Source organism: Bartonella sp. DGB2 (genome assembly GCF_046843095.1).
Taxonomy (GTDB): domain Bacteria; phylum Pseudomonadota; class Alphaproteobacteria; order Rhizobiales; family Rhizobiaceae; genus Bartonella.
In genome coordinates this window covers 743,836-762,988 of the sequence record NZ_CP177325.1, presented here as the reverse complement: position 1 = coordinate 762,988, position 19,153 = coordinate 743,836, and the positions used below count along the sequence as shown (strand labels likewise).

18 protein-coding genes and 1 pseudogene are annotated in these 19,153 nt (G+C 43.2%); 10 read left to right on the top strand and 9 right to left on the bottom strand.

The features are described from left to right. The first annotated feature begins 24 nt into the window (after positions 1-24). From ACK28X_RS04280 to ACK28X_RS04270, 3 genes are all read left to right on the top strand, one after another. Positions 25-1,005: an NAD(P)H-dependent glycerol-3-phosphate dehydrogenase gene (locus ACK28X_RS04280; protein ID WP_412058283.1), complete on the top strand. Its 981-nt coding sequence runs from the start codon at positions 25-27 to the stop codon at positions 1,003-1,005. 85 nt (positions 1,006-1,090) lie between these two features. Continuing rightward, positions 1,091-1,516, top strand: a complete 426-nt coding sequence (locus tag ACK28X_RS04275) for an EVE domain-containing protein (RefSeq protein ID WP_412057224.1) — start codon at positions 1,091-1,093, stop codon at positions 1,514-1,516. 216 nt (positions 1,517-1,732) lie between these two features. After that, on the top strand, positions 1,733-2,407 hold the full coding sequence (locus ACK28X_RS04270) for a response regulator transcription factor (RefSeq protein ID WP_412057223.1): 675 nt from the start codon (positions 1,733-1,735) through the stop codon (positions 2,405-2,407). Here ACK28X_RS04270 and ACK28X_RS04265 read toward each other — a convergent pair. Beyond that, the gene (locus ACK28X_RS04265) at positions 2,392-3,153 is read right to left on the bottom strand and encodes a class I SAM-dependent methyltransferase (RefSeq protein ID WP_412057222.1); all 762 of its coding nucleotides are present in this window, start codon (positions 3,151-3,153) and stop codon (positions 2,392-2,394) included. The genes ACK28X_RS04270 and ACK28X_RS04265 overlap by 16 nt on opposite strands. Before the next feature lie 141 nt (positions 3,154-3,294). Here ACK28X_RS04265 and cysK point away from each other — a divergent pair, with 141 nt between their 5' ends. Continuing rightward, complete coding sequence (gene cysK / locus ACK28X_RS04260) at positions 3,295-4,257, top strand: cysteine synthase A (protein ID WP_412057221.1); 963 nt, start codon at positions 3,295-3,297, stop codon at positions 4,255-4,257. 67 nt (positions 4,258-4,324) lie between these two features. Here cysK and ACK28X_RS04255 read toward each other — a convergent pair whose 3' ends face one another. Together ACK28X_RS04255 and ACK28X_RS04250 are read right to left on the bottom strand one after the other, a co-directional pair. Then, a complete protein-coding gene (locus ACK28X_RS04255; RefSeq protein ID WP_412057220.1) occupies positions 4,325-5,503 on the bottom strand; it encodes a M20 aminoacylase family protein in 1,179 nt (392 codons plus the stop codon). Next, a pseudogene (locus ACK28X_RS04250) lies at positions 5,500-6,816 on the bottom strand (MFS transporter). The gene ACK28X_RS04255 and the pseudogene ACK28X_RS04250 overlap by 4 nt, the downstream one beginning before the upstream one ends. 206 nt (positions 6,817-7,022) lie before the next feature. Here ACK28X_RS04250 and ACK28X_RS04245 point away from each other — a divergent pair. The 3 genes from ACK28X_RS04245 (at position 7,023) to ACK28X_RS04235 (ending at position 11,495) form a co-directional block, all read left to right on the top strand. Further along, on the top strand, positions 7,023-8,204 hold the full coding sequence (locus tag ACK28X_RS04245; protein ID WP_412057219.1) for an ATP-binding protein: 1,182 nt from the start codon (positions 7,023-7,025) through the stop codon (positions 8,202-8,204). Positions 8,205-8,267: 63 nt separating this feature from the next. Continuing rightward, on the top strand, positions 8,268-9,923 hold the full coding sequence (locus ACK28X_RS04240; RefSeq protein WP_412057218.1) for a lysine--tRNA ligase: 1,656 nt from the start codon (positions 8,268-8,270) through the stop codon (positions 9,921-9,923). Beyond that, positions 9,924-11,495, top strand: a complete 1,572-nt coding sequence (locus tag ACK28X_RS04235) for a peptide chain release factor 3 (RefSeq protein ID WP_412057217.1) — start codon at positions 9,924-9,926, stop codon at positions 11,493-11,495. A 122-nt stretch (positions 11,496-11,617) separates the two neighbouring features. Here the strand turns inward: ACK28X_RS04235 and ACK28X_RS04230 are convergent, their stop codons facing one another. From ACK28X_RS04230 to ACK28X_RS04210, 5 genes are all read right to left on the bottom strand, one after another. Then, complete coding sequence (locus ACK28X_RS04230) at positions 11,618-11,899, bottom strand: HPr family phosphocarrier protein (protein ID WP_412057216.1); 282 nt, start codon at positions 11,897-11,899, stop codon at positions 11,618-11,620. After that, positions 11,899-12,309 (bottom strand): PTS sugar transporter subunit IIA, encoded by a 411-nt coding sequence (locus tag ACK28X_RS04225; RefSeq protein ID WP_412057215.1) that lies wholly within the window; start codon positions 12,307-12,309, stop codon positions 11,899-11,901. Before ACK28X_RS04225 ends, ACK28X_RS04230 begins: the two co-directional genes overlap by 1 nt. An 86-nt stretch (positions 12,310-12,395) precedes the next feature. Then, positions 12,396-12,914: an HPr kinase/phosphorylase gene (locus tag ACK28X_RS04220; RefSeq protein ID WP_412057214.1), complete on the bottom strand. Its 519-nt coding sequence runs from the start codon at positions 12,912-12,914 to the stop codon at positions 12,396-12,398. A 68-nt stretch (positions 12,915-12,982) separates the two neighbouring features. After that, positions 12,983-14,761, bottom strand: a complete 1,779-nt coding sequence (locus ACK28X_RS04215; protein ID WP_412057213.1) for a stimulus-sensing domain-containing protein — start codon at positions 14,759-14,761, stop codon at positions 12,983-12,985. A gap of 32 nt (positions 14,762-14,793) precedes the next feature. Beyond that, positions 14,794-15,516: a response regulator gene (locus tag ACK28X_RS04210; RefSeq protein ID WP_412057212.1), complete on the bottom strand. Its 723-nt coding sequence runs from the start codon at positions 15,514-15,516 to the stop codon at positions 14,794-14,796. Between the two features lie 75 nt (positions 15,517-15,591). Here ACK28X_RS04210 and arfB point away from each other — a divergent pair, with 75 nt between their 5' ends. The 3 genes from arfB to ACK28X_RS04195 all read left to right on the top strand — a co-directional run bounded on the left by arfB (position 15,592) and on the right by ACK28X_RS04195 (position 17,610). After that, positions 15,592-16,062, top strand: a complete 471-nt coding sequence (gene arfB, locus ACK28X_RS04205; protein ID WP_412057211.1) for an alternative ribosome rescue aminoacyl-tRNA hydrolase ArfB — start codon at positions 15,592-15,594, stop codon at positions 16,060-16,062. A 539-nt stretch (positions 16,063-16,601) separates the two neighbouring features. Further along, on the top strand, positions 16,602-17,012 hold the full coding sequence (locus ACK28X_RS04200; protein WP_412057210.1) for an antA/AntB antirepressor family protein: 411 nt from the start codon (positions 16,602-16,604) through the stop codon (positions 17,010-17,012). Then, complete coding sequence (locus ACK28X_RS04195) at positions 16,993-17,610, top strand: Rha family transcriptional regulator (protein WP_412058282.1); 618 nt, start codon at positions 16,993-16,995, stop codon at positions 17,608-17,610. Before ACK28X_RS04200 ends, ACK28X_RS04195 begins: the two co-directional genes overlap by 20 nt. Positions 17,611-17,664: 54 nt before the next feature. Here the strand turns inward: ACK28X_RS04195 and ACK28X_RS04190 are convergent, their stop codons facing one another. Further along, positions 17,665-19,149, bottom strand: a complete 1,485-nt coding sequence (locus ACK28X_RS04190) for an ATP-binding protein (protein WP_412057209.1) — start codon at positions 19,147-19,149, stop codon at positions 17,665-17,667. Between the last annotated feature and the right edge of the window lie 4 nt (positions 19,150-19,153).

Below are 19,153 nucleotides of genomic sequence, written 5' to 3'. Positions count from 1 at the left end.
TCTATACAAAGCACTACGCGGCCAATAAAGAGAAAAATAGCCATCTTAGGAGCTGGCGCTTGGGGAAGCGCACTCGCCCATATGAACAGCGAAAACGGTCATGAAACATGGCTTTACGGGCGTGACAGCGCTTTAATAAAAGCAATCAATACGGATAAACGCAATGAAAAATATTTAGGCTCTATCCCCCTTTCTCCCCGCATCACAGCCCACACCGATCCTTCCCTTGTCCTTAAAAACACAGATCTTATCCTTGTCACCATTCCTGCTCAGTCTTTACGGGACGCTTTAGAGATGTTAACGCCCCTCATTCCTGCAAGAGTTCCTCTTGTCTTGTGCGCTAAAGGCATAGAACGTACAAGCGGTGCTTTTATGAGTGAAGTTGTTGCAACCCTTTTGCCCGACCACGACTTTGCCATCCTCTCTGGCCCAAGCTTTGCTGAAGATGTAGCGCGCTCCAACCCCGCCGCCGTCACCATCGCCGCACCGGATCTTAATAAAGCCAAAAGCTTGGCATATATCCTCTCTAGCGCCCATTTTCGCTGTTACTCAAGTGATGATGTTATCGGTGTTGAAATTGGTGGTTCCTTAAAAAATGTCCTCGCCTTAGCGGCAGGCGTCGCGGCCGGCAGAGGGCTCGGCGCCAGCGCCAATGCGGCTCTCATCACTCGCGGCTTTGCTGAAATTCGCCGTATTAGTGCGTCCTTTGGAGCCAAACCACACACTATGGCAGGACTGTCCGTGCTAGGAGATCTTATCCTTACCTGTTCCTCACCACAATCGCGCAACTTTTCTTACGGCATGGCACTTGCTAAAGGGGAACACACCGCCTCCTTAAAATTGGCTGAAGGGGTCGCGACAGCACCTATCGCCGCAAAATTATGTGCAGATAAAAACATAAACGCCCCCATCATTCACACCATAGCCATGCTGATTTCTGGCGCCTATAGTGTCGAAGATGCCATCAATGCTTTGATTAACCGCCCGCTAAAAGAAGAAGATTAGCTATGTTTTGCAACATTATGTCAACAACTATTGCAATGGCTCATTCACCCTGCAAAATACCAACCTATGTTAATAGCGAGTGCCTATGACTTATTGGCTTTTTAAATCAGAACCGTCCAAATGGTCATGGGCTATGCAAAAGGCCAAAGGCGCCGAAGGGGAAGAATGGAGCGGCGTGCGTAATTATCAGGCTCGCAATTTCATGCGCGCTATGGCTCTCCATGATAAAGGCTTTTTCTACCACTCCAATCAAGGCTTAGAGATCGTTGGTATTGTCGAGATTTGTGCTACAAGCCATCCTGACTCCACAAGTTGTGACGCCCGCTGGGACTGTGTTAACATTCGCGCTCTATGCGATATGCCTCTGCCTGTCAGTCTTAAAGCTATCAAAACCAATCCTTTACTGACCGATATGGCGCTTGTCAAAGCCCAAAGGCTTTCAGTTCAACCTGTACGCCCTGCAGAATGGGCAGAAATCTGCCGGATGGGTGGCCTCTCTTCACTCCTTTGAAAAGCTCATCGATTACATAAAGCATAACAGCAAAATAAAGAGCTCAATACCAAAATGCTACACACTCCTTGCCCTAATTGTCTACATACGATAATGCTAGAAAAGTATTTGGTTTTTGTAGCAAAGATTGCTTGAATTTTACTTGCATACGGGCTCTTTTTCTATAAAACTATTAAGACAATGGTAGAAAAATGTAATGATGAATATAGGAAAAAAATGACCAATCGCACAATCTTAATCATTGATGATGACGATCTACGCGCTATTTTGGTAGAGCAATTAAGCGAAGAATTCCATATATTAGAAGCTAGTACCGCCATTGAAGGAATAAATATTGCCAATCGCGGCAATATTGACCTTGTGATCATGGATGTTGGCCTCCCTGATCTTGATGGCCGAGATGCCGTCAGGAAACTACGCGAAAGCGGCTTCCGTGTTCCCGTTATTATGCTAACCGGTCATGATACTGATGCAGATACAGTTTTAGGCCTTGAAGCAGGAGCAAATGATTACATAACCAAACCATTTCGACTTTCTGTCCTGCTTGCACGCATAAGAGCCCAATTACGCCAGCACGAACAAAGCGAAGACGCAACCTTTAAAATCGGCCCCTATATATTTAAGCCTGGGCAAAAAGCCTTACTTGATGATAAAGGAGGCAAGGTACGCCTCACAGAAAAAGAAGCTGCAATCATCAAATATCTTTATCGCGCCGGGGGTAAAATCGTCAGCCGTGAAACCCTACTAGAAAAAGTTTGGGGTTATAATTCCGGTGTCACCACACATACATTAGAAACCCATGTCTATCGATTGCGCCAGAAAATTGAAAAAAATCCCTCACAAGCTCGGATTTTAATCACCAATAACGGTGGCTATCACTTAATAAGTTGATCTTTTTTAAAGGAATCAGAAGCAACGCACTGCGTAGGAGATAAAGGGCGCCAAACCGGCATAAAAAAGCGTCGGGATTGGCGAGTGATTGCGGCGCCTTGATAAAAATCCTTACGAATTACAACCAAAAGCGCCGCTCCAAAAAAACGAAAATAATTGCGAGCCGTTGGCTCATAAATCCGAGAAAATAGCCGTAAAAAGTGCTTTTGCGAGGGCAGGAAATGGACAACCTCTTCCATCGAATCAATTTGAAAATTCCCTTTTCGTACTAAAGCCCGCAATTGTCGCTTACTATAAGGTTGCCCTGCTCCGAAAGGAGTATTATCATACAACGTCCAAAAACTACGCCGATTAGGGATAACAAGCAAAATCTTCCCATTAGGCGTTAATACCCGCCATAGTTCATGTAAAGTTTCTTCAATATTATCGGCGTATTCTAAGGCATGGGCAAGCAGTATATAATCCACTGAAGCATCGGGCAAAGGAAGGTCTTCCTCGAAAACCAAAGCACTTGCCACGCGGTTCGCTTGGGGCCATATTTCTGCTCCGTGCCGCGCTAGCATAAAGGCAAAGCAACGCTCCGCCGCTAGAGCGGGATAAGATAAATAAGGCATAGTATAACCTAGCCCTAAAACCCGCATACCACCCAGTGGGGGCCATTTTTTCTCAAGCTTTTGGCCAATTGTATTTCTTACACATTGGCCCAAAGGAGAAGTATAAAAACTCTTTAGCCTCAAAATATCCATTACCATCCTCATATAATTTAAAACATATTTTAAATAAATTTAAAATTATAGAAAAACAATCTATTTGCACTTTAAATATAGAATATTATTCCTAGGACTTTAAATCCTAAAGCGTTATTTTACTTTTATAAGGAGAGAATAATGCCCGAAATTTATAAACGTAACCAAGTCTATCCTTCCATACTTGAAACAATTGGCTCAACTCCTCTAGTGGAAGCTCGTCGCTTTGCCCAAAAAAAGGGGATTAAAGCGCGGCTCTTACTAAAATTAGAGTTTTTTAACCCCTTTGCAAGTGTCAAAGACCGTATCGGCCTTGCTATGGTTGAAAGATTAGAAAAAATCAACAAAGCCACCCCTGGTTATACTACCCTTATTGAGGCCACCTCTGGCAATACAGGAATCGCTTTGGCTTTTGTTGCTGCTGCTAAAGGCTATCGTCTTATCCTTACTATGCCTGAAACCATGTCACTTGAACGCCGACGCCTACTAAAATTCTTAGGTGCAGAACTCATTCTCACCGATGGTGCAAAGGGTATGAAAGGTGCAATCGCTCAAGCAGAAGAACTCGCCAAAACTGTAAAAAATGCCCTTCTTGTTAAGCAGTTCGAAAACCCTGCCAACCCGCAAATCCACGCCGATACCACTGCTGAAGAAATCTGGAATGACACAAAAGGAGCGGTTGACCTTTTCATCGCTGGCGTAGGTACGGGCGGCACCATCAGTGGAGTAGGACAGGTTCTTAAATCACGTAAAGAAACAATAAAAATCACCGCTGTAGAGCCCGAAGGCTCACCAGTTTTATCAGGTGGCACCGCAGGACCCCATAAAATTCAAGGCATCGGCCCAGGCTTTATCCCCAAAATCCTTAATACAAATATTTACGATGAAGTCATATCCGTAGCTGATAGCGATGCCATAGAACAAGCACAAACCCTAGCGCGCCTTGAAGGTATTGCCGTTGGTCTTTCTTCTGGCGCAGCGCTGCAGGCCGCTACTATAGTAGGACAACGCCAAGAAAATGCAAACAAAACCCTAGTAACTATTATCCCTTCTTTTGCTGAACGCTATCTATCTACTGCACTTTTTGCTAATATTGAGGCTTAGGCAACGCCTTATGAATAAACCCTATCTTTAAGCTGCGCCCCCCTTAGAGGCGCAGCTTTCTCAAGCCCTATCGCAAAAACTCTTCAGTCAATCGTGCCCAATAACAGCCCCCGATCGGAATCAAATCATCGTTAAAATCATAATGAGGACTGTGGATGGTAGCACAAGGCCCGTTTCCAATTAGCAAATAGCAACCTGGGCACTCTTCCAACATATAGGAAAAATCTTCACTCCCCAAAACAAGCCCAATATTTCGATCGACATTTTCAGTCCCAAGAGCTCTTTCCGCTACTTCCAAAGCAAAATCAGTTTGCGCAGGATGATTAACAAGAGCGGGATAACCCACAGTATAGGCGAATTCAACCTCCGCGCCAAAGCTTTGGGCTTGGTGAGTAACAACCTCTTCTATCCTCTTACGCAACAGCGCACGCACTTCCTGTGTGTATGAGCGCACAGTTACCAAAAGCTCGGCTTTGGCAGGAATCACATTCGGGGCAAAGCCTGATTGGAAACTTCCCACAGTAATTACCGCCGAGTCTAGCGGAGAAACATTGCGCGAAACAACGGTTTGCAAAGCTTGAACGATCGAAGCTCCTACAATGATCGGATCTACGGTTGCGTCAGGGCTCGCTCCATGACCCCCTTTACCCCGGATAGTCAACTTAAACCCACCATCTGCCGCGAAAAACGGCCCACTGCGAGCAGCCAAAGCCCCAAGCTTGCCATTAGGCCAATTGTGCATTCCGAAAACCGCATCAACCGGGAATTTTTTAAAAAGCCCGTCATCAATCATGGCTTTTGCACCCGCTCCCCCTTCTTCAGCAGGTTGGAAAATAAGATTCAAGGTGCCATTAAAGTTTTTCGTTTCACTTAAATAACGCGCTGCTGCCAATAGCATCGTGGTATGGCCGTCATGACCACAAGCATGCATCCTTCCGCTATATTGACTTTGATAAGGAAGATTAGTCATTTCTTGAAGGGGTAAAGCATCAAAATCCGCACGGATACCGATTGATTTTGTTCCGTCCCCCACTTTCAGGCGTCCAACTACCCCAGTTTTCCCAATGCCAGTTGCAACCTCGTAGCCCCATTGCTTTAAAAGATCAGCAACTAAAGCGGCAGTGCGATGTTCTTCATAAGAAAGTTCTGGATGGGCGTGAATATCATGGCGAATGTCTACCATTTCTGGCAAAAACCGGCCGATATAATCAAAAATTCTTTGTGTTTCAGGAGAATAAGATGTCATAATACCGAACCTTTATATTGAGAAGATGGGAAAAAAAGTACAGCAAACCAACCACAAACAAGAGAAAGGCCGACATACCAAAAGGGTGCCATAATGTTGTTATGGGATAGTTTCAAAAATAAAGTTACAGTAGCTTGTGCGATGCTACCAAAAATTGTTACCCCAAAGGCATAAATCACCGCTGCAGCAGTAGCACGAATATTTTGGGCAAATGCTCGGGCAATGAATAAAGTAGATATTGAAATAATAAGGCCAATACAAGCCGTATCGACAGCATATAAAAGAAAGAAAAATAATGTATTATTTAGAAAATAAAAAGTAAAATAAGATGAAATGAAAGAAATACCTATGATTATCAATAGAGTTTTCTTGGTATTTTCTATGTTATCATAAACGAATCCAGATATAAAGGCAAAAATTCCCATAATAACGCTACCATAAGTAGAAACTAAAAAAGCATTGGTTGGTGATATATGGGTTGTAATCTGCAGATAATTGGGCATATAAAAAATCAAAATATACATCGTAGCCGTGCCAGGGAAAATTATCAAAATCCCTTTTAAAATATCTCTCCAATGGAGAATCACCAATTCTTTAAAAGGATATCGCAATTTGGGGATATGGGGGTGATCATCACCATAAGTTTCTTCCAAATGGCGCCGGCAATAAAGCCCTACTGGAATGATTAAAAGCGAAAGGATAAATGGTACGCGCCATCCCCAGCTCTGCATTTGAGTAGACGTAAGCGTATGATCAAGTCCTGCTGCAAGAAAAGAGCCGCAAATTGAAGCAGAGGCTTAGCCGACATAAAGCCAGCTTACATAAAATCCTTGGTTTTTTGGCGTAGCTGACTCCATCAAAAGCGCAGTTGCCGCGCCAATTTCGCCGCCAGCAGAAAAACCTTGCACCAATCGTCCTAGTACAATAAGCATAGGAGCAGCGATACCCAAAATATGATAGGGTGGAGTAAAAGCAATGAGCATGCTGCCAAAGGCCATTAAAACAATGGTTAAAAGCATAGCTGCCTTACGCCCGCTGCGATCTGCATAAGAACCAATAATTATGCTACCCAGAGGCCGCATAATAAAACCGACACCAAATACCGAGACAGAAATAAGCAATGAAACAATCGAATCATCAACATTAAAAAAAACTATACCAATAGTAGCGGCAAAAAAACTATATACCGTGAAATCAAAAACTTCAAGAAAATTTCCTGCGCCTGCAGCAAAAATTAGTCGTCGTCTCTCTCTTTTATCTATGAAAGTAGTTTTTTCTTCAGCTTCCTTATAGTTTTTTAATGGATTTTTCATAATTTTCCTTATCATTTATTTCATGATTTTCATTATCACTCAATAGAGATAAACGCACTATTCTTCCATGATTATTTTTTGCAACAATGACATTGTAATACTATAATACATACTTAAGCTATCACCTTTAAGAGAAGGAATCAATATAAATAAATTTTTCTATTCTTAAATATCAAATTATTGTGATCTACTTAAGGTGATTGTAAATGCACTCAATATTGGTTTTTGTTTTAGCAATCTGCGGATTTTTCTTAACCCTAGCTATCCCCTCCTCCGCACCTCTTAATTTTGGTATCTTGCTAATAGTCATGGCTTTTTACTGGCTGCATGTCCCTTCTGACAATAGAGCTATCCCCACCCACCGCCCATCTGCCAAGCTCCCAATCCCTTTTAGTGATGAGCAACTTGCCGATTACCTGCCTAATGCTTTGTTTTTACTTAATGAGTGTAATCACATCAGCTTTCTAAATAAAGCGGCCAGAGAATATTTTCCGACCATCAGCCCCACCCAGAATTTTACCAGCCATTTTCGTGCCCCAGAGCTGATAAAGGCAATCCAAAAATGTCGACAAGACGGAAAAAACGTATCCGTTAATTATCAAGAAAAAAGACAAGCTGAACGATTTTTTATCGCCTATCTCGCTCTTTTCCCAAACCAAAACGTCTTATGTCTTTTGCAAGATCATACCCATACCTATCATGTAGAAAAAATGCGCTCTGACTTCGTCGCCAACGCTAGTCACGAATTACGCACCCCCCTCGCCTCCCTTAGCGGTTTTATAGAAACGTTGCGTGGCACAGCCAAACACGATGAAGAGACACGCGAAAAATTCCTCTCTATCATGCAAGATCAAGCGTTACGGATGGGCAAACTTATTGATGACCTTCTTTCTCTTTCAAGATTAGAAATGCGCCATAGTCTCCTTAATCCAGTGGCTCTCAACGTCCACGATATTCTACAGCAAGTATGCGATAGCCTCACCCCTCTTGCCACAAGCCTTTCGGTCGAGATCACTTTGACAGAATCGCCTACCCCGCTTCCTCCTCTCTTGGCAGTAAGTGATGACCTGATCCAACTATTCCAAAATCTAATCGAAAACGCCTGTAAATATGGAAGAAGTGGCGGTAAAGTCAGTATTAAAAGCCAATCAGATGCCTACGGTATCACCGTCACAATCCAAGATTACGGAATCGGAATAGCCCGCGAACACATACCCCGCTTAACCGAACGTTTCTACCGTGTTGATACAAGCCAAAAACACCACAAAGGTACAGGCCTTGGACTTTCGATTGTAAAACATATCTTGAACCTTTATAATGGAAAGCTCACCATTTATTCACGCCTAAACGAAGGAAGCCAGTTCAATGTTTTTTTACCGTATCATTGATTGACGCTCCGTAGCAAATCGCTTAACTAGATGAGGTTTACCGTAAATTTAAGGATATAAAGCATGCGGGGTTATTTTGCACTCACACCGGAACATATGGCTTTAGGCAATGAATCAAAGGCTTGGCCCTTTCAGGAAGCGCGCAAAATCATCAAGCGTTACGAAAAGACAGGATTCCCAGAAACCATAACTTTTGAAACTGGCTATGGCCCCTCCGGTCTACCCCACCTTGGTACCTTTGGAGAAGTTGCCCGCACCACTATGGTACGTTATGCCTTCCATGTCCTCACCAATAATGCCGTAAAAACCCAATTGCTTTGCTTTTCTGATGATATGGATGGCCTACGAAAAGTCCCCGATAATATCCCTAATCGGGAAATGATGGCTCGCTATTTAGGTAAGCCCCTCACCCAAGTGCCCGACCCCATATCTAATGAACACCCCTCTTTCGGAGCAGGGAATAACGCCCGTTTACAAGCCTTTCTTGACCGATTTGGCTTTGAATATAGCTTTGCAAGCGCAAGTGCCTATTATAAAGCAGGACGCTTTGATAATGCTTTATTAAAAATTCTCTCAGCCTATGACAAAGTCATGGACATCATTCTCCCCACTCTAGGAGAAGAACGCCGTGCAACCTATTCACCTTTTTTGCCTATCTCCCCTATATCAGGCAAAGTTTTGCAAGTTCCTATGGTAGAGCGCAATGTCGAAGCGGGAACCATCAGCTATATTGAACCAGAAACCGGCGATTTGATTGAAACAAGCGTCACAAGTGGGCATGTCAAATGCCAATGGAAAGTTGATTGGGCCATGCGCTGGATGGCTCTTAATATTGATTACGAAATGGCTGGAAAGGATTTGATAGATTCTGTCACCCTCTCCTCAAAAATTTGCCGTGCTTTAGGATATTTGCCCCCTGAAGGTTTCAATTACGAGCTATTCTTGGATGAAAAGGGGCAAAAAATCTCCAAATCCAAAGGTAATGGCCTCGCTATTGACGAGTGGCTAACCTATGCGCCTACGGAAAGCTTAAGCTTTTATATGTATCAAAAACCTAAAACCGCAAAGCGACTTTATTTTGATTGCATCCCCAAAGCCGTTGACGATTACTATACCCATCTTGCCGCCTATCCTCGACAAGAGCTGAAAGATCAATTACAAAATCCTATTTGGCACATTCATAGCGGAAAACCGCCTGCTCATGACATGCCTATTCCTTTTTCTATGCTTCTAAATTTAGTTAGCGCCTCTAACGCCGAAAACCAAGAGGTTCTATGGGGTTTCATTTCGCGCTATAATTCAGATCTTCAAGCGGAGAAATATCCTGAACTGGCGCGTTTAGTAGAATTTTCCATTCGCTATTACCAAGATTTCGTACGCCCTCATAAAAAATTCCGCACTCCCACCGCGGAAGAGAAAGATGTTCTGAACGCACTGAATCAGGCACTAAAAGCGCTCCCCCCTCAAAGCGACACCTCCACAATCCAAAATACCCTTCTTGAGGTAGGCCGTACCACACCCCTTTATCAAGATTTCAACAAAAAGGCTCCCGATGGAGGACCAAGCGTTTCTTTGGGCTTTTTCAAGATGCTTTATCAAGTCCTCATCGGCCAAGAGCAGGGTCCACGCTTTGGCTCTTTTATAGCACTTTATGGAATCGAGGAGACACGCTCCCTTATTTCTAAGGCCTTATCGAACCAAATGAGCCAAGGAAAATAAATGTCTTTACAAAATGAAGTCCAGCGGCGACGAAGTTTTGCTATCATCGCTCATCCTGATGCTGGAAAAACCACCCTCACCGAAAAACTCTTGCTATTTGGTGGTGCTATCCAATTGGCTGGAGAAGTTAAAGCTAAAAAAAATCGCGTGCAATCACGTTCCGATTGGATGAATATTGAGCGTGATCGCGGCATCTCCGTCGTCACCTCCGTGATGACATTTGAATATGAAGATCATATTTTAAATCTTCTGGATACCCCGGGGCACGAAGATTTCGCTGATGATACCTATCGCACCCTCACCGCGGTTGATAGCGCCATTATGGTTTTAGACGCCGCACGTGGGATTGAACCAAGAACTCTAAAACTGTTTGAAGTATGTCGGATGCGTGACATACCTATTATCACCTTCATCAATAAAATGGATCGCGAGGCGCGCGATCCTTTAGACCTTCTTGATGAAATTGAACAAAAATTGGCTCTCACAACAGCACCAATCAATTGGCCAATCGGAGCTGGTAAAAATTTTTCTGGCACCTTTTCACTCCACAAAAACACCTTGCGACAAAAAGATGATAGCCCCAACCCAATAGAAGCAAGCCCGCAGGAAGCCGCTAACCTTTTACCAAAAGGTGAACAACAAGCCTTCCTTGATGGGCTTAACTTAGCGCAAAGCGCGTACCATCCTTTCAAACAAGCGGCCTTTGATGAAGGCCATATGACCCCTATCTATTTTGGTTCAGCCTTACGCAATTATGGAGTAAGGGATCTTATTAAAGCACTCATAGACTTTGCACCAGCACCGCGTAACCAACAGGCGGATACGCGTTCCATTGCAGCAATTGAGCCAAAAATGACAGGCTTTGTATTTAAAATCCAAGCCAATATGGATCCAAACCACCGTGACCGCATCGCCTTTCTTCGTGTGTGCTCAGGCGCATTAAGTCGCGGAATGAAAGTAAAATTGGTACGCACTGGAAAATCGATCACCCTTTCTACACCACAATTCTTTTTTGCTCGCACCCGCTCCATTGCTGATTGCGCATATGCAGGCGATGTAGTGGGCATCCCTAACCACGGGATTTTGCGCATCGGCGACACATTAAGTGAAGGTGAAGATATCATCTTCAAAGGCGTGCCTAATTTCGCACCCGAAATCCTGCGCCGCGTCCGTCTGCAAGATCCGATGAAAGCCAAAAAGCTCAAAGAAGCCCTAGAACAAATGGCTCAGGAAGGCGTGGTACAGCTATTTAATCCAGAAGATGGCTCTCCTGCCATCATCGGGGTCATTGGCGCTTTACAAATTGACGTCTTAACTGAGCGCTTAAAAATTGAATACAACCTGCCTGTAGGCTTTGAACCAGCACGGTTTCAGCTTTGCCGCTGGATTAGTTCTGAAATCCCCGCCGATTTAAAACAATTTATCACAAACAAACGGGCTGCCATCGCCCACGATCTTGATAACGACCCCGTTTTTCTCGCTGAAAACAGTTTCTCACTTAATTATGAAGCCGAACGGGCGCCCAAAATCACCTTTAAAGCAGTGAAAGATTACCAAATTCGGGCTCGCTAAAAATTCCGCCTTATTCAAAAAAAGGGGATTAGGATTCAGAACAAGGCTCCATATAAAAATAAAAGCTCATTAACGTTAGTAATGCTTAAATTTTTACTTGTATATTCAAGATTAAATTAAGCCTATACGTCTTCGCCAAATTTATTATCAATCAAATTTCTTAGGGACTCCAACGCTTCATAAGCTTCTCGACCATCTGCCCACACATAGATTTCACACCCTTGAGAAGCCGCCAGCATCATCAAACCCATAATAGAAGTACCCCCCACCCGCTGCCCATCTTTCTCTACTGAAATACGAGCATCAAATTTTTCAACAGTTTGCACAAATTTTGCTGATGCACGTGCGTGCAACCCTCTTTTATTGCCAATCATAAAACGGCGAACCAAGCAGTCTTCACTCATTATGCCCTATCCGCAAGGATCATACTGGGAATAGTGATATATTTTCGACCTGCTTCTTGAGCTGCAGATAAAATTTCTGCCATGCTAAATTCTGGGCATTGACGCAGGGAAACTAATTTAATCAAAAGTGGCAAATTAACCCCAGCAATTACTTCAATCGCTCCTTCTTCCATTACAGAGATCGCCATATTGGAAGGTGTTCCACCAAACATATCTGTCAGAATAATCACGCCACGTGAAATGGATACCTGCTTAACCGCTTGCAAAATATCTTGGCGTCGCCGCTCCATATCATCATCAGGACCAATACAAATCGTCGCAAAATGATCTTGTGGACCAACGACATGCTCTACCGCATGCAAAAATTCTTCGGCCAAATTCCCATGTGTCACAAGAACGAGTCCGACCATTGAACGCTCCTTTTTAAGCGAAATAACTATAAAACCTCATAATACCTAGCTTTTTCTTACTTCCCAAGTAAAATTTTAAAATACCTTCAAAAATTACCCTTTTCACTACCTTCAGACCATTTCTCACCAAAGCAAAAAGCTTCTATGGCATGGCAAAGCGCTATAGCATCAGCATATCCTAATGGCGGGAGATAAAGTAGCGGTAGCGACACGTCGCCAAACATAATCTTTTCGTCATCTGGATAGCGCTGCGCTTTTTCTTGATGTAACCAAATGACCTTATATAGCTTAGTTTTCTCCTGGGCGGCGATTTTATAAAGGCCTGCACCGCGGATCTCAATCGCCCCGCGCAAATGCCCCGCTCCTTGAGCATATATTACACTATCCTCAACAAAAAGATGGGTGTAATCATCGCTAATAAGGAAGGCAGCCCGTCCAGCCCAGCCCGCTCGCTCAATAAGGCTCAAACTAAGCGTAGACTTACCAGCTCCCGATTCACCTAACAGTAAAAAGCCACGCCCCGCGACCTCAAGACAATTACCGTGCACAAGACCGCCTTGCGATAATTCGGTGAAAACCGATACCTTTCCCCGCACTGTCTTCATAATATCATCTCTTTTCGCTTTATCTTCCGCAAATAAATGCCGGCGTCTCACAGCGTTTCACGGCCCATCTAGCGCAGTAACGGCAGAAGGATAATGAAGCGCGCTCCCTTTTTTTTGTCGCCACAAACGGGATCGTAAATGTTTTCAGCGCTCAACGTCCCATAATGAGCCTCAATAATCTGACGGCTAATAGAAAGCCCCAAACCAGAATTCTGCCCAAAAGCATCTTCCTCGGGTCGATCTGTATAAAAACGTTCAAAAATCCGTTCAATATTCTGAGCTCGAATCCCTGGCCCATTATCCTCAACTACAACTTTCAACATGGTTTTGGTAGAAGAAAGCATCACTCGGATAAGTCCATTATCTTTAGAGACAAAAGAACGTGCATTCTCAATTAAATTTGAAATCACCTGCCCTAAACGTAAATCATGGCCGGTAACCATATAAGAGCACCTACCAGGATAAGGAGCAATGTTAAGTTCAATCGCTACACGATGCTTGCCTTTTTGTACTTCACGGGCGGCCCCCACTAAGCTTTCAAGCAGTGCTACCATATCCACCTTCTGCATCGCTTCTCGTCCTAATTCCGCATCAAGACGCGAAGCGTCAGCAATATCCGTGATTAACCGATCAAGACGACGCACATCGTGTTCAATAATCGACAATAATTTATCACGTGTCGCTTGATTTTTAGCCAACGGAAGAGTTTCCACAGCGCTCCGTAAAGATGTCAACGGGTTTTTCAATTCATGACTCACATCAGCTGCAAAGCGTTCAATGGCTTCAATCCTTAAATAAAGTGCATCGGTCATTGCACTAATGGCACTAGAAAGATGCCCCACCTCGTCGTGACGCTCAGAAAAATCGGGAATAGCAACCCGCTTATTGTGACCATTGCGCACGCGATCCGCGGCAGCTGCTAATTTATGTAAAGGGTTAGCAACCGTATAAGCTAAGAATAAAGAAAGCACTAATAACACAGATGCCACCGTGGCGAACACCTTAAAAATTGCTACGCGCTCCGCTTTAATAAGATGATCAATATCAGAGCCAATAGTGGAAAGTACTAAAGCCCCAATCATGGTATGAAAGCGTTGCACTGGTACAGCAACATAAACAATCAACTGTCCTTCATTATTACGGTTTTGCGCCGTAGCTGTATGCCCAGAAAGCGCCTTTTCCGCCACCTCCTCAGCAATATTTTTATTAGCGAGAGAAACAGGAGAAGCAAAGCCGCCATAGAAAATATGAGAGAAAAAAGCCTCCATCTTTTGCCAAAAACTTCTAGGTGTTTGACTCATATCTGGCGCTTGGTAGCTAAAAATTTGACTACTCAAATATAAGAATTTAGAATCCAGTAGCAAGTTACAATCATCATCATAAATACGGGCACGGGTAGTTTTTGGTTTGATAATACGGCGTAAAAACGGCGCTACTCGTTCTGGATTGATAGGAAAATCCCAATTATCAGTACCCGTGGATTTACTAATCGTATTCTGCCCTGCTTGCAAATCCAAGAGCTTTTCGGGGCTGATCAAAAGCGCATCCGCATGGTTGCTTGAAGAAGTAGCAATAGCCCCAGCAATAATTTCCCCTTGGATCCGTAAACTTTCGATCTTTGCATCGATCAATCCATCACGAAACTGATTAAGATACATAATCCCCATTAACAAGACCGCTAAGGCCGTGAGATTGAGAAATACAATACGACGCGTTAGGCTCGAAAAAAATAACTGCTCAACAAGCCGGCGGCGTTTCAAAATTACCCACCACCTCCCCCGCAAACATCGCGTAAAAGGTTTTAAAAATCGCCTTTTTCTTGTTACATTTTTCGCCATAATGGCCATTCTTGCCTTAACCGTCTCTAGAGGAAAAGACCTTAAGCTTCACGAAAGCGATAACCAACCCCATAAAGAGTCTCAATCATGCCAAAAGAATCATCCACCTGCTTAAATTTTTTGCGCAGCCGCTTAATATGACTATCAATGGTACGGTCATCTACATAGACTTGGTCACTATAAGCTGCATCCATTAACGCATCTCGGCTTTTTACCACACCCGGTCGCTGTGCCAAAGCCTGCAAAATCAAAAACTCGGTAACCGTAAGAGTAACTGATGCCCCCTTCCATGTACAAGTATGACGCTCTTGGTCCATCAGCAAGTGGCCGCGTTTCAGTGAAGTTGGAGGCTCAGCTCCTGGTTTAACAGGCTCGTTACGCGCCGCGGCACGACGCAAAACTGCCCGCACACGCTCCACCAAAAGGCGCTGTGAAAAAGGCTTAGTAATAAAATCATCAGCACCCATCTTAAGCCCAAACAATTCGTCAATCTCATCATCTTTTGAAGTAAGAAATATCACGGGCAAATCAGATTTCTGCCGTAAACGCCGCAAAAGTTCCATACCATCCATACGCGGCATTTTAATATCAAAAATTGCCAAATTGGGAGCCTTGGCCAAAAGCCCCTCCAAGGCTGAAGCCCCATCTGTATAAGTTTCAACGCGATACCCCTCCGCTTCCAAAGCAATGGAAACAGATGTTAAAATGTTGCGATCATCATCCACAAGTACAATGGATTGGTGGCTGAGTACGGGATTGTTCATAAGAGCCCCTTTCTTTAATACGGCTATCACGCTACCATAACGCATATTTAGTTTAAAACGAATATGGTACAAATTATGGCAAAGTCCCGCGATCTAAATATTTTTCCTAAAGAATCATCATCCCCACCTTTTTTAATCAAGGATTTATTAAACCCGCCCTTCGTAGAAGAGAGTTTTTTAAGCTTTGGCGGTCCAGGCGGTCAAAACGTCAATAAAGTAGCTTGCGGCGTGCAATTACGCTTTTTTCCAATCCTCGCCAAACTTCCCCCCTTAGTTCACGAAAAATTAAATAAATTAGCAGGTCAACGCCTCAACCATGATGGAAGCATGCTGATTAAAGCCGACCGTTTTCGTAGTCTTGCACGCAACCGTGCTGATGCGCGGGCACGCCTTTGCGCGCTTTTAGAGGAAGCTTTCGCTCCACCTCCAAAAGCCCGCCGTAAAACACGGCCTACTAAAGCTTCTATTGAGCGGCGGCTTGTACAAAAAACCAACCGTGCCAACATCAAAAAACAGCGTGGCCGTTACAATCCATTTCAAGATTAGCAACGCCCTTACCTCTAAAAGGGCGAGGGCCAACTGTTTCAAAAATAAAAAATGGTGTCCACGGCAGGACTCGAACTCCTTATTTTTCACACCTTAACCATTTGATTTTACTTTATAAAAAAATAGGTTCGGGATTGATTTTGGGGGGTTCGGGAATAGGTTTGTCGAAAAAATGGCAGTCCTCTTATACGAATTTTATTCCAATCCAACCAAAAAATCAAACCCAAACGAATCAAAATCAAAAGGTAGGGCACGGGGCAAATCACCTCGCTTGACAAAAATCCTAAAACCGCTATGTTGAGAACAAGTGCATGAAAAACACTTAAATCACAAGCGGCTAAATAACCGAAATTATTTACCGTTCCGAACAATTCGACCTATTGCCATGCTTCTATGCATGCGTTTTATGTCGGGTGTGGTTACGCCATACAATACCCGCAAGGGGAAAGTGTAACGACGGACTTGTGACCGTGTTTTTCAGCACCCGGCACCCCTATGGGTGTCTCATGAAAAACGTTAATCTCACAAGGATTTCAATTATGAACAATCTGATTACAATCAACGAAACAGCCATAGGGCAAGACACTGTGCAAACGGTGAATGCCCGTGAGTTACATGCCTTTTTGGAAGTTGGCAAAGACTTTAGCAATTGGATAAAAGATCGCATAAAACAGTATGATTTTAGAGAAAATCACGATTATATAGTTTTCGCCAATTCTGGCGAAAACCTCGTAGGTGGTCGTCCTTCTAAGGAATACACACTCACTCTCGACATGGCGAAAGAGCTTTCCATGGTTGAGAAAAACGAACGCGGCAAAGAAGCAAGACGGTATTTCATTGAATGTGAACGCCTTGCCAAGCAGGCGGCTAAAAATGGACAACAAGTAAGTTCTATTGCACCTGCAACACTAACTCTTTTCAAGCCGCGAAATCGCCAAGCTATGTTGTAAGCGTCATGATCGGGTCGCAAAAGATATTGAACGTATGCTTTTAGTCTTAAAGCGTGATGTGTCTCTCTTTGCACGTCTTTATACGACCAATAAAAATACCAAACAAACTGAATACCTTTTACCCAAGCGCGAATGCCTTATCCTTGTTTCAGGTTACAGCACAGTGTTGCGGGCAAAGATTGTCGACCGCTGGTTAGAGCTGGAACAAGCAAATCAACCACAGCTACAATTGACGCAAGAAGATGATACCGTCTATCGCCTTCCAGAAGACCGCACAAAGATACCGCTACGCATCAGAGACTGCATCAACAAACACGCCCAACAACTAGCCGCGCTATATCGGCTAGAAGCAGAGGCCTATTTGCTTAATCATGTTTACATGGGTGCCGTAGGCATATGGCGTGAGATATCCTTCTCAAAGGTCGAAGAACGTCTAAAGAAAGTCCTATGGCTAGATGTGGTCGATAAAGAGTTAGCCGAAATGCGCTCTGCCCATTATCTTCTTTTTAGGGCGCTAAGAGACATGATCACAAGAGACGTTAAGAAGCTGGAAGAACTACACCTTTCAGCACCTAATGAACGCTTGCTTGTCGCTTAAGCGTAAACAACTTCCCCCGTCTTTAGGCGGGGGCTTTTGATGACTTGTATCAGTTCAGCCTATCCCAAGCTTTTTAAAGAACGCTTTGTTTCGCATTTTTGCGTCTTTAAGAAGCTTTGTCCAGCTCAAGACCTCTATATAGAGATTGCCACTATCGTGCCATTGAAACCAACCTAATCCATCAGGCATCGGCTTAAAGTTTTTTATTTTGAGAAGCCACCTATTTACTTTAGGTGTTAAGTCGCAAACCACGTATCCATAAAAAGGTGTTGTTTCATTAACGCAAATATTTAATCCAGTGGGTGTACGGAACTCGCCATCTCTAATATGGTTTACATATTGAATAATTTGTGTAATGGGGTCTTCGTTCGAGGAGTCATTAGCGAAATCGTCTCGCTGTGGTCTTTTAAATTCAAATATCGTTATAGGATTGCTAGTTTCATTCTCACCCCGAAATGCTACACGTTGATCATAAGCTATAATATCAGGCCGACCACTATTCTTAGAACCGTCTAGGGATTTGTCAGATGAAATATAAGAAGTAAAGTTTAACCTTTCATCTAGTATCCAAAGATTGTGGTCATCATAATTGAGACTTTCTGTATCTTTTTTACGTGGCATGATGATATCATGTAGTTCGCTTTCAGATTTATATTTACAATTGGCGTCCATTTCGAGTGATTTTGCAAATATATCTAAAATCAATTTCCTCATACAGACGTAGTGCGCAAGATCATTTTTACTTGTTGCAGAAATACTTTTCACTACTTGACTGACGTTTTTAGCTAATTTATCGGAATTTTGCGTTTCTAATAAGGCAGTCACCTGCTGAAGTGTTTCCGTTTCTTTTTCGTGCTTTTTCCGTTGAAGATAAAGCTCAATATCTGTATTTGATGGCTTCATACCTAGATCACTAAAATCAACCTCCTTCGCGAGGGTTTTATGCCATGGCGCCCCATTACTAATATAATTATTAATTAGCTCCTGTTTATCCGCCCTCCTCTTTGCAAGAGCATTTTCTAAAACAGATTGAGCAATTTCAGCGGCTGTTTCTTCAATTTGACTTTGAGAAATACTGCTAAAAAGATCTGTATCTGGCGGAAAATTGAATTCACTGCGTTCAAGCGACACATGTTGGTTTAGATACTCACCAAAAACGTAGACCTTGAGGCAAAACTTTTGTTCCTTTGAGGATATACCATCTATATCATTATCGCAGAACAGTTCTTCAAATTCTGGTGCATATTTAGAAAGTGAAGTGGATACTACATTTCGGCGATGTGCTATAAGGCAAATTTCATTCTTAGGCGCTCCTAAATCTTTTCTTTGCCCATAAAATTTAAAAATCCGCACCTGAAATTTTTCTGCTTCTTGGTGCGCTTGGAGCGTGAATATATTTCGTTCAATAGGTAGTTCAACAATTTTACTATCATCGCTTATTACATAATCGTTGAGGCAAATACTATTGTTAGGGTCGTTCTCCTCACATAGTGTGATATCTGGGCAAATTATATCTTTATCTAGAAAATATAATAACAACCGA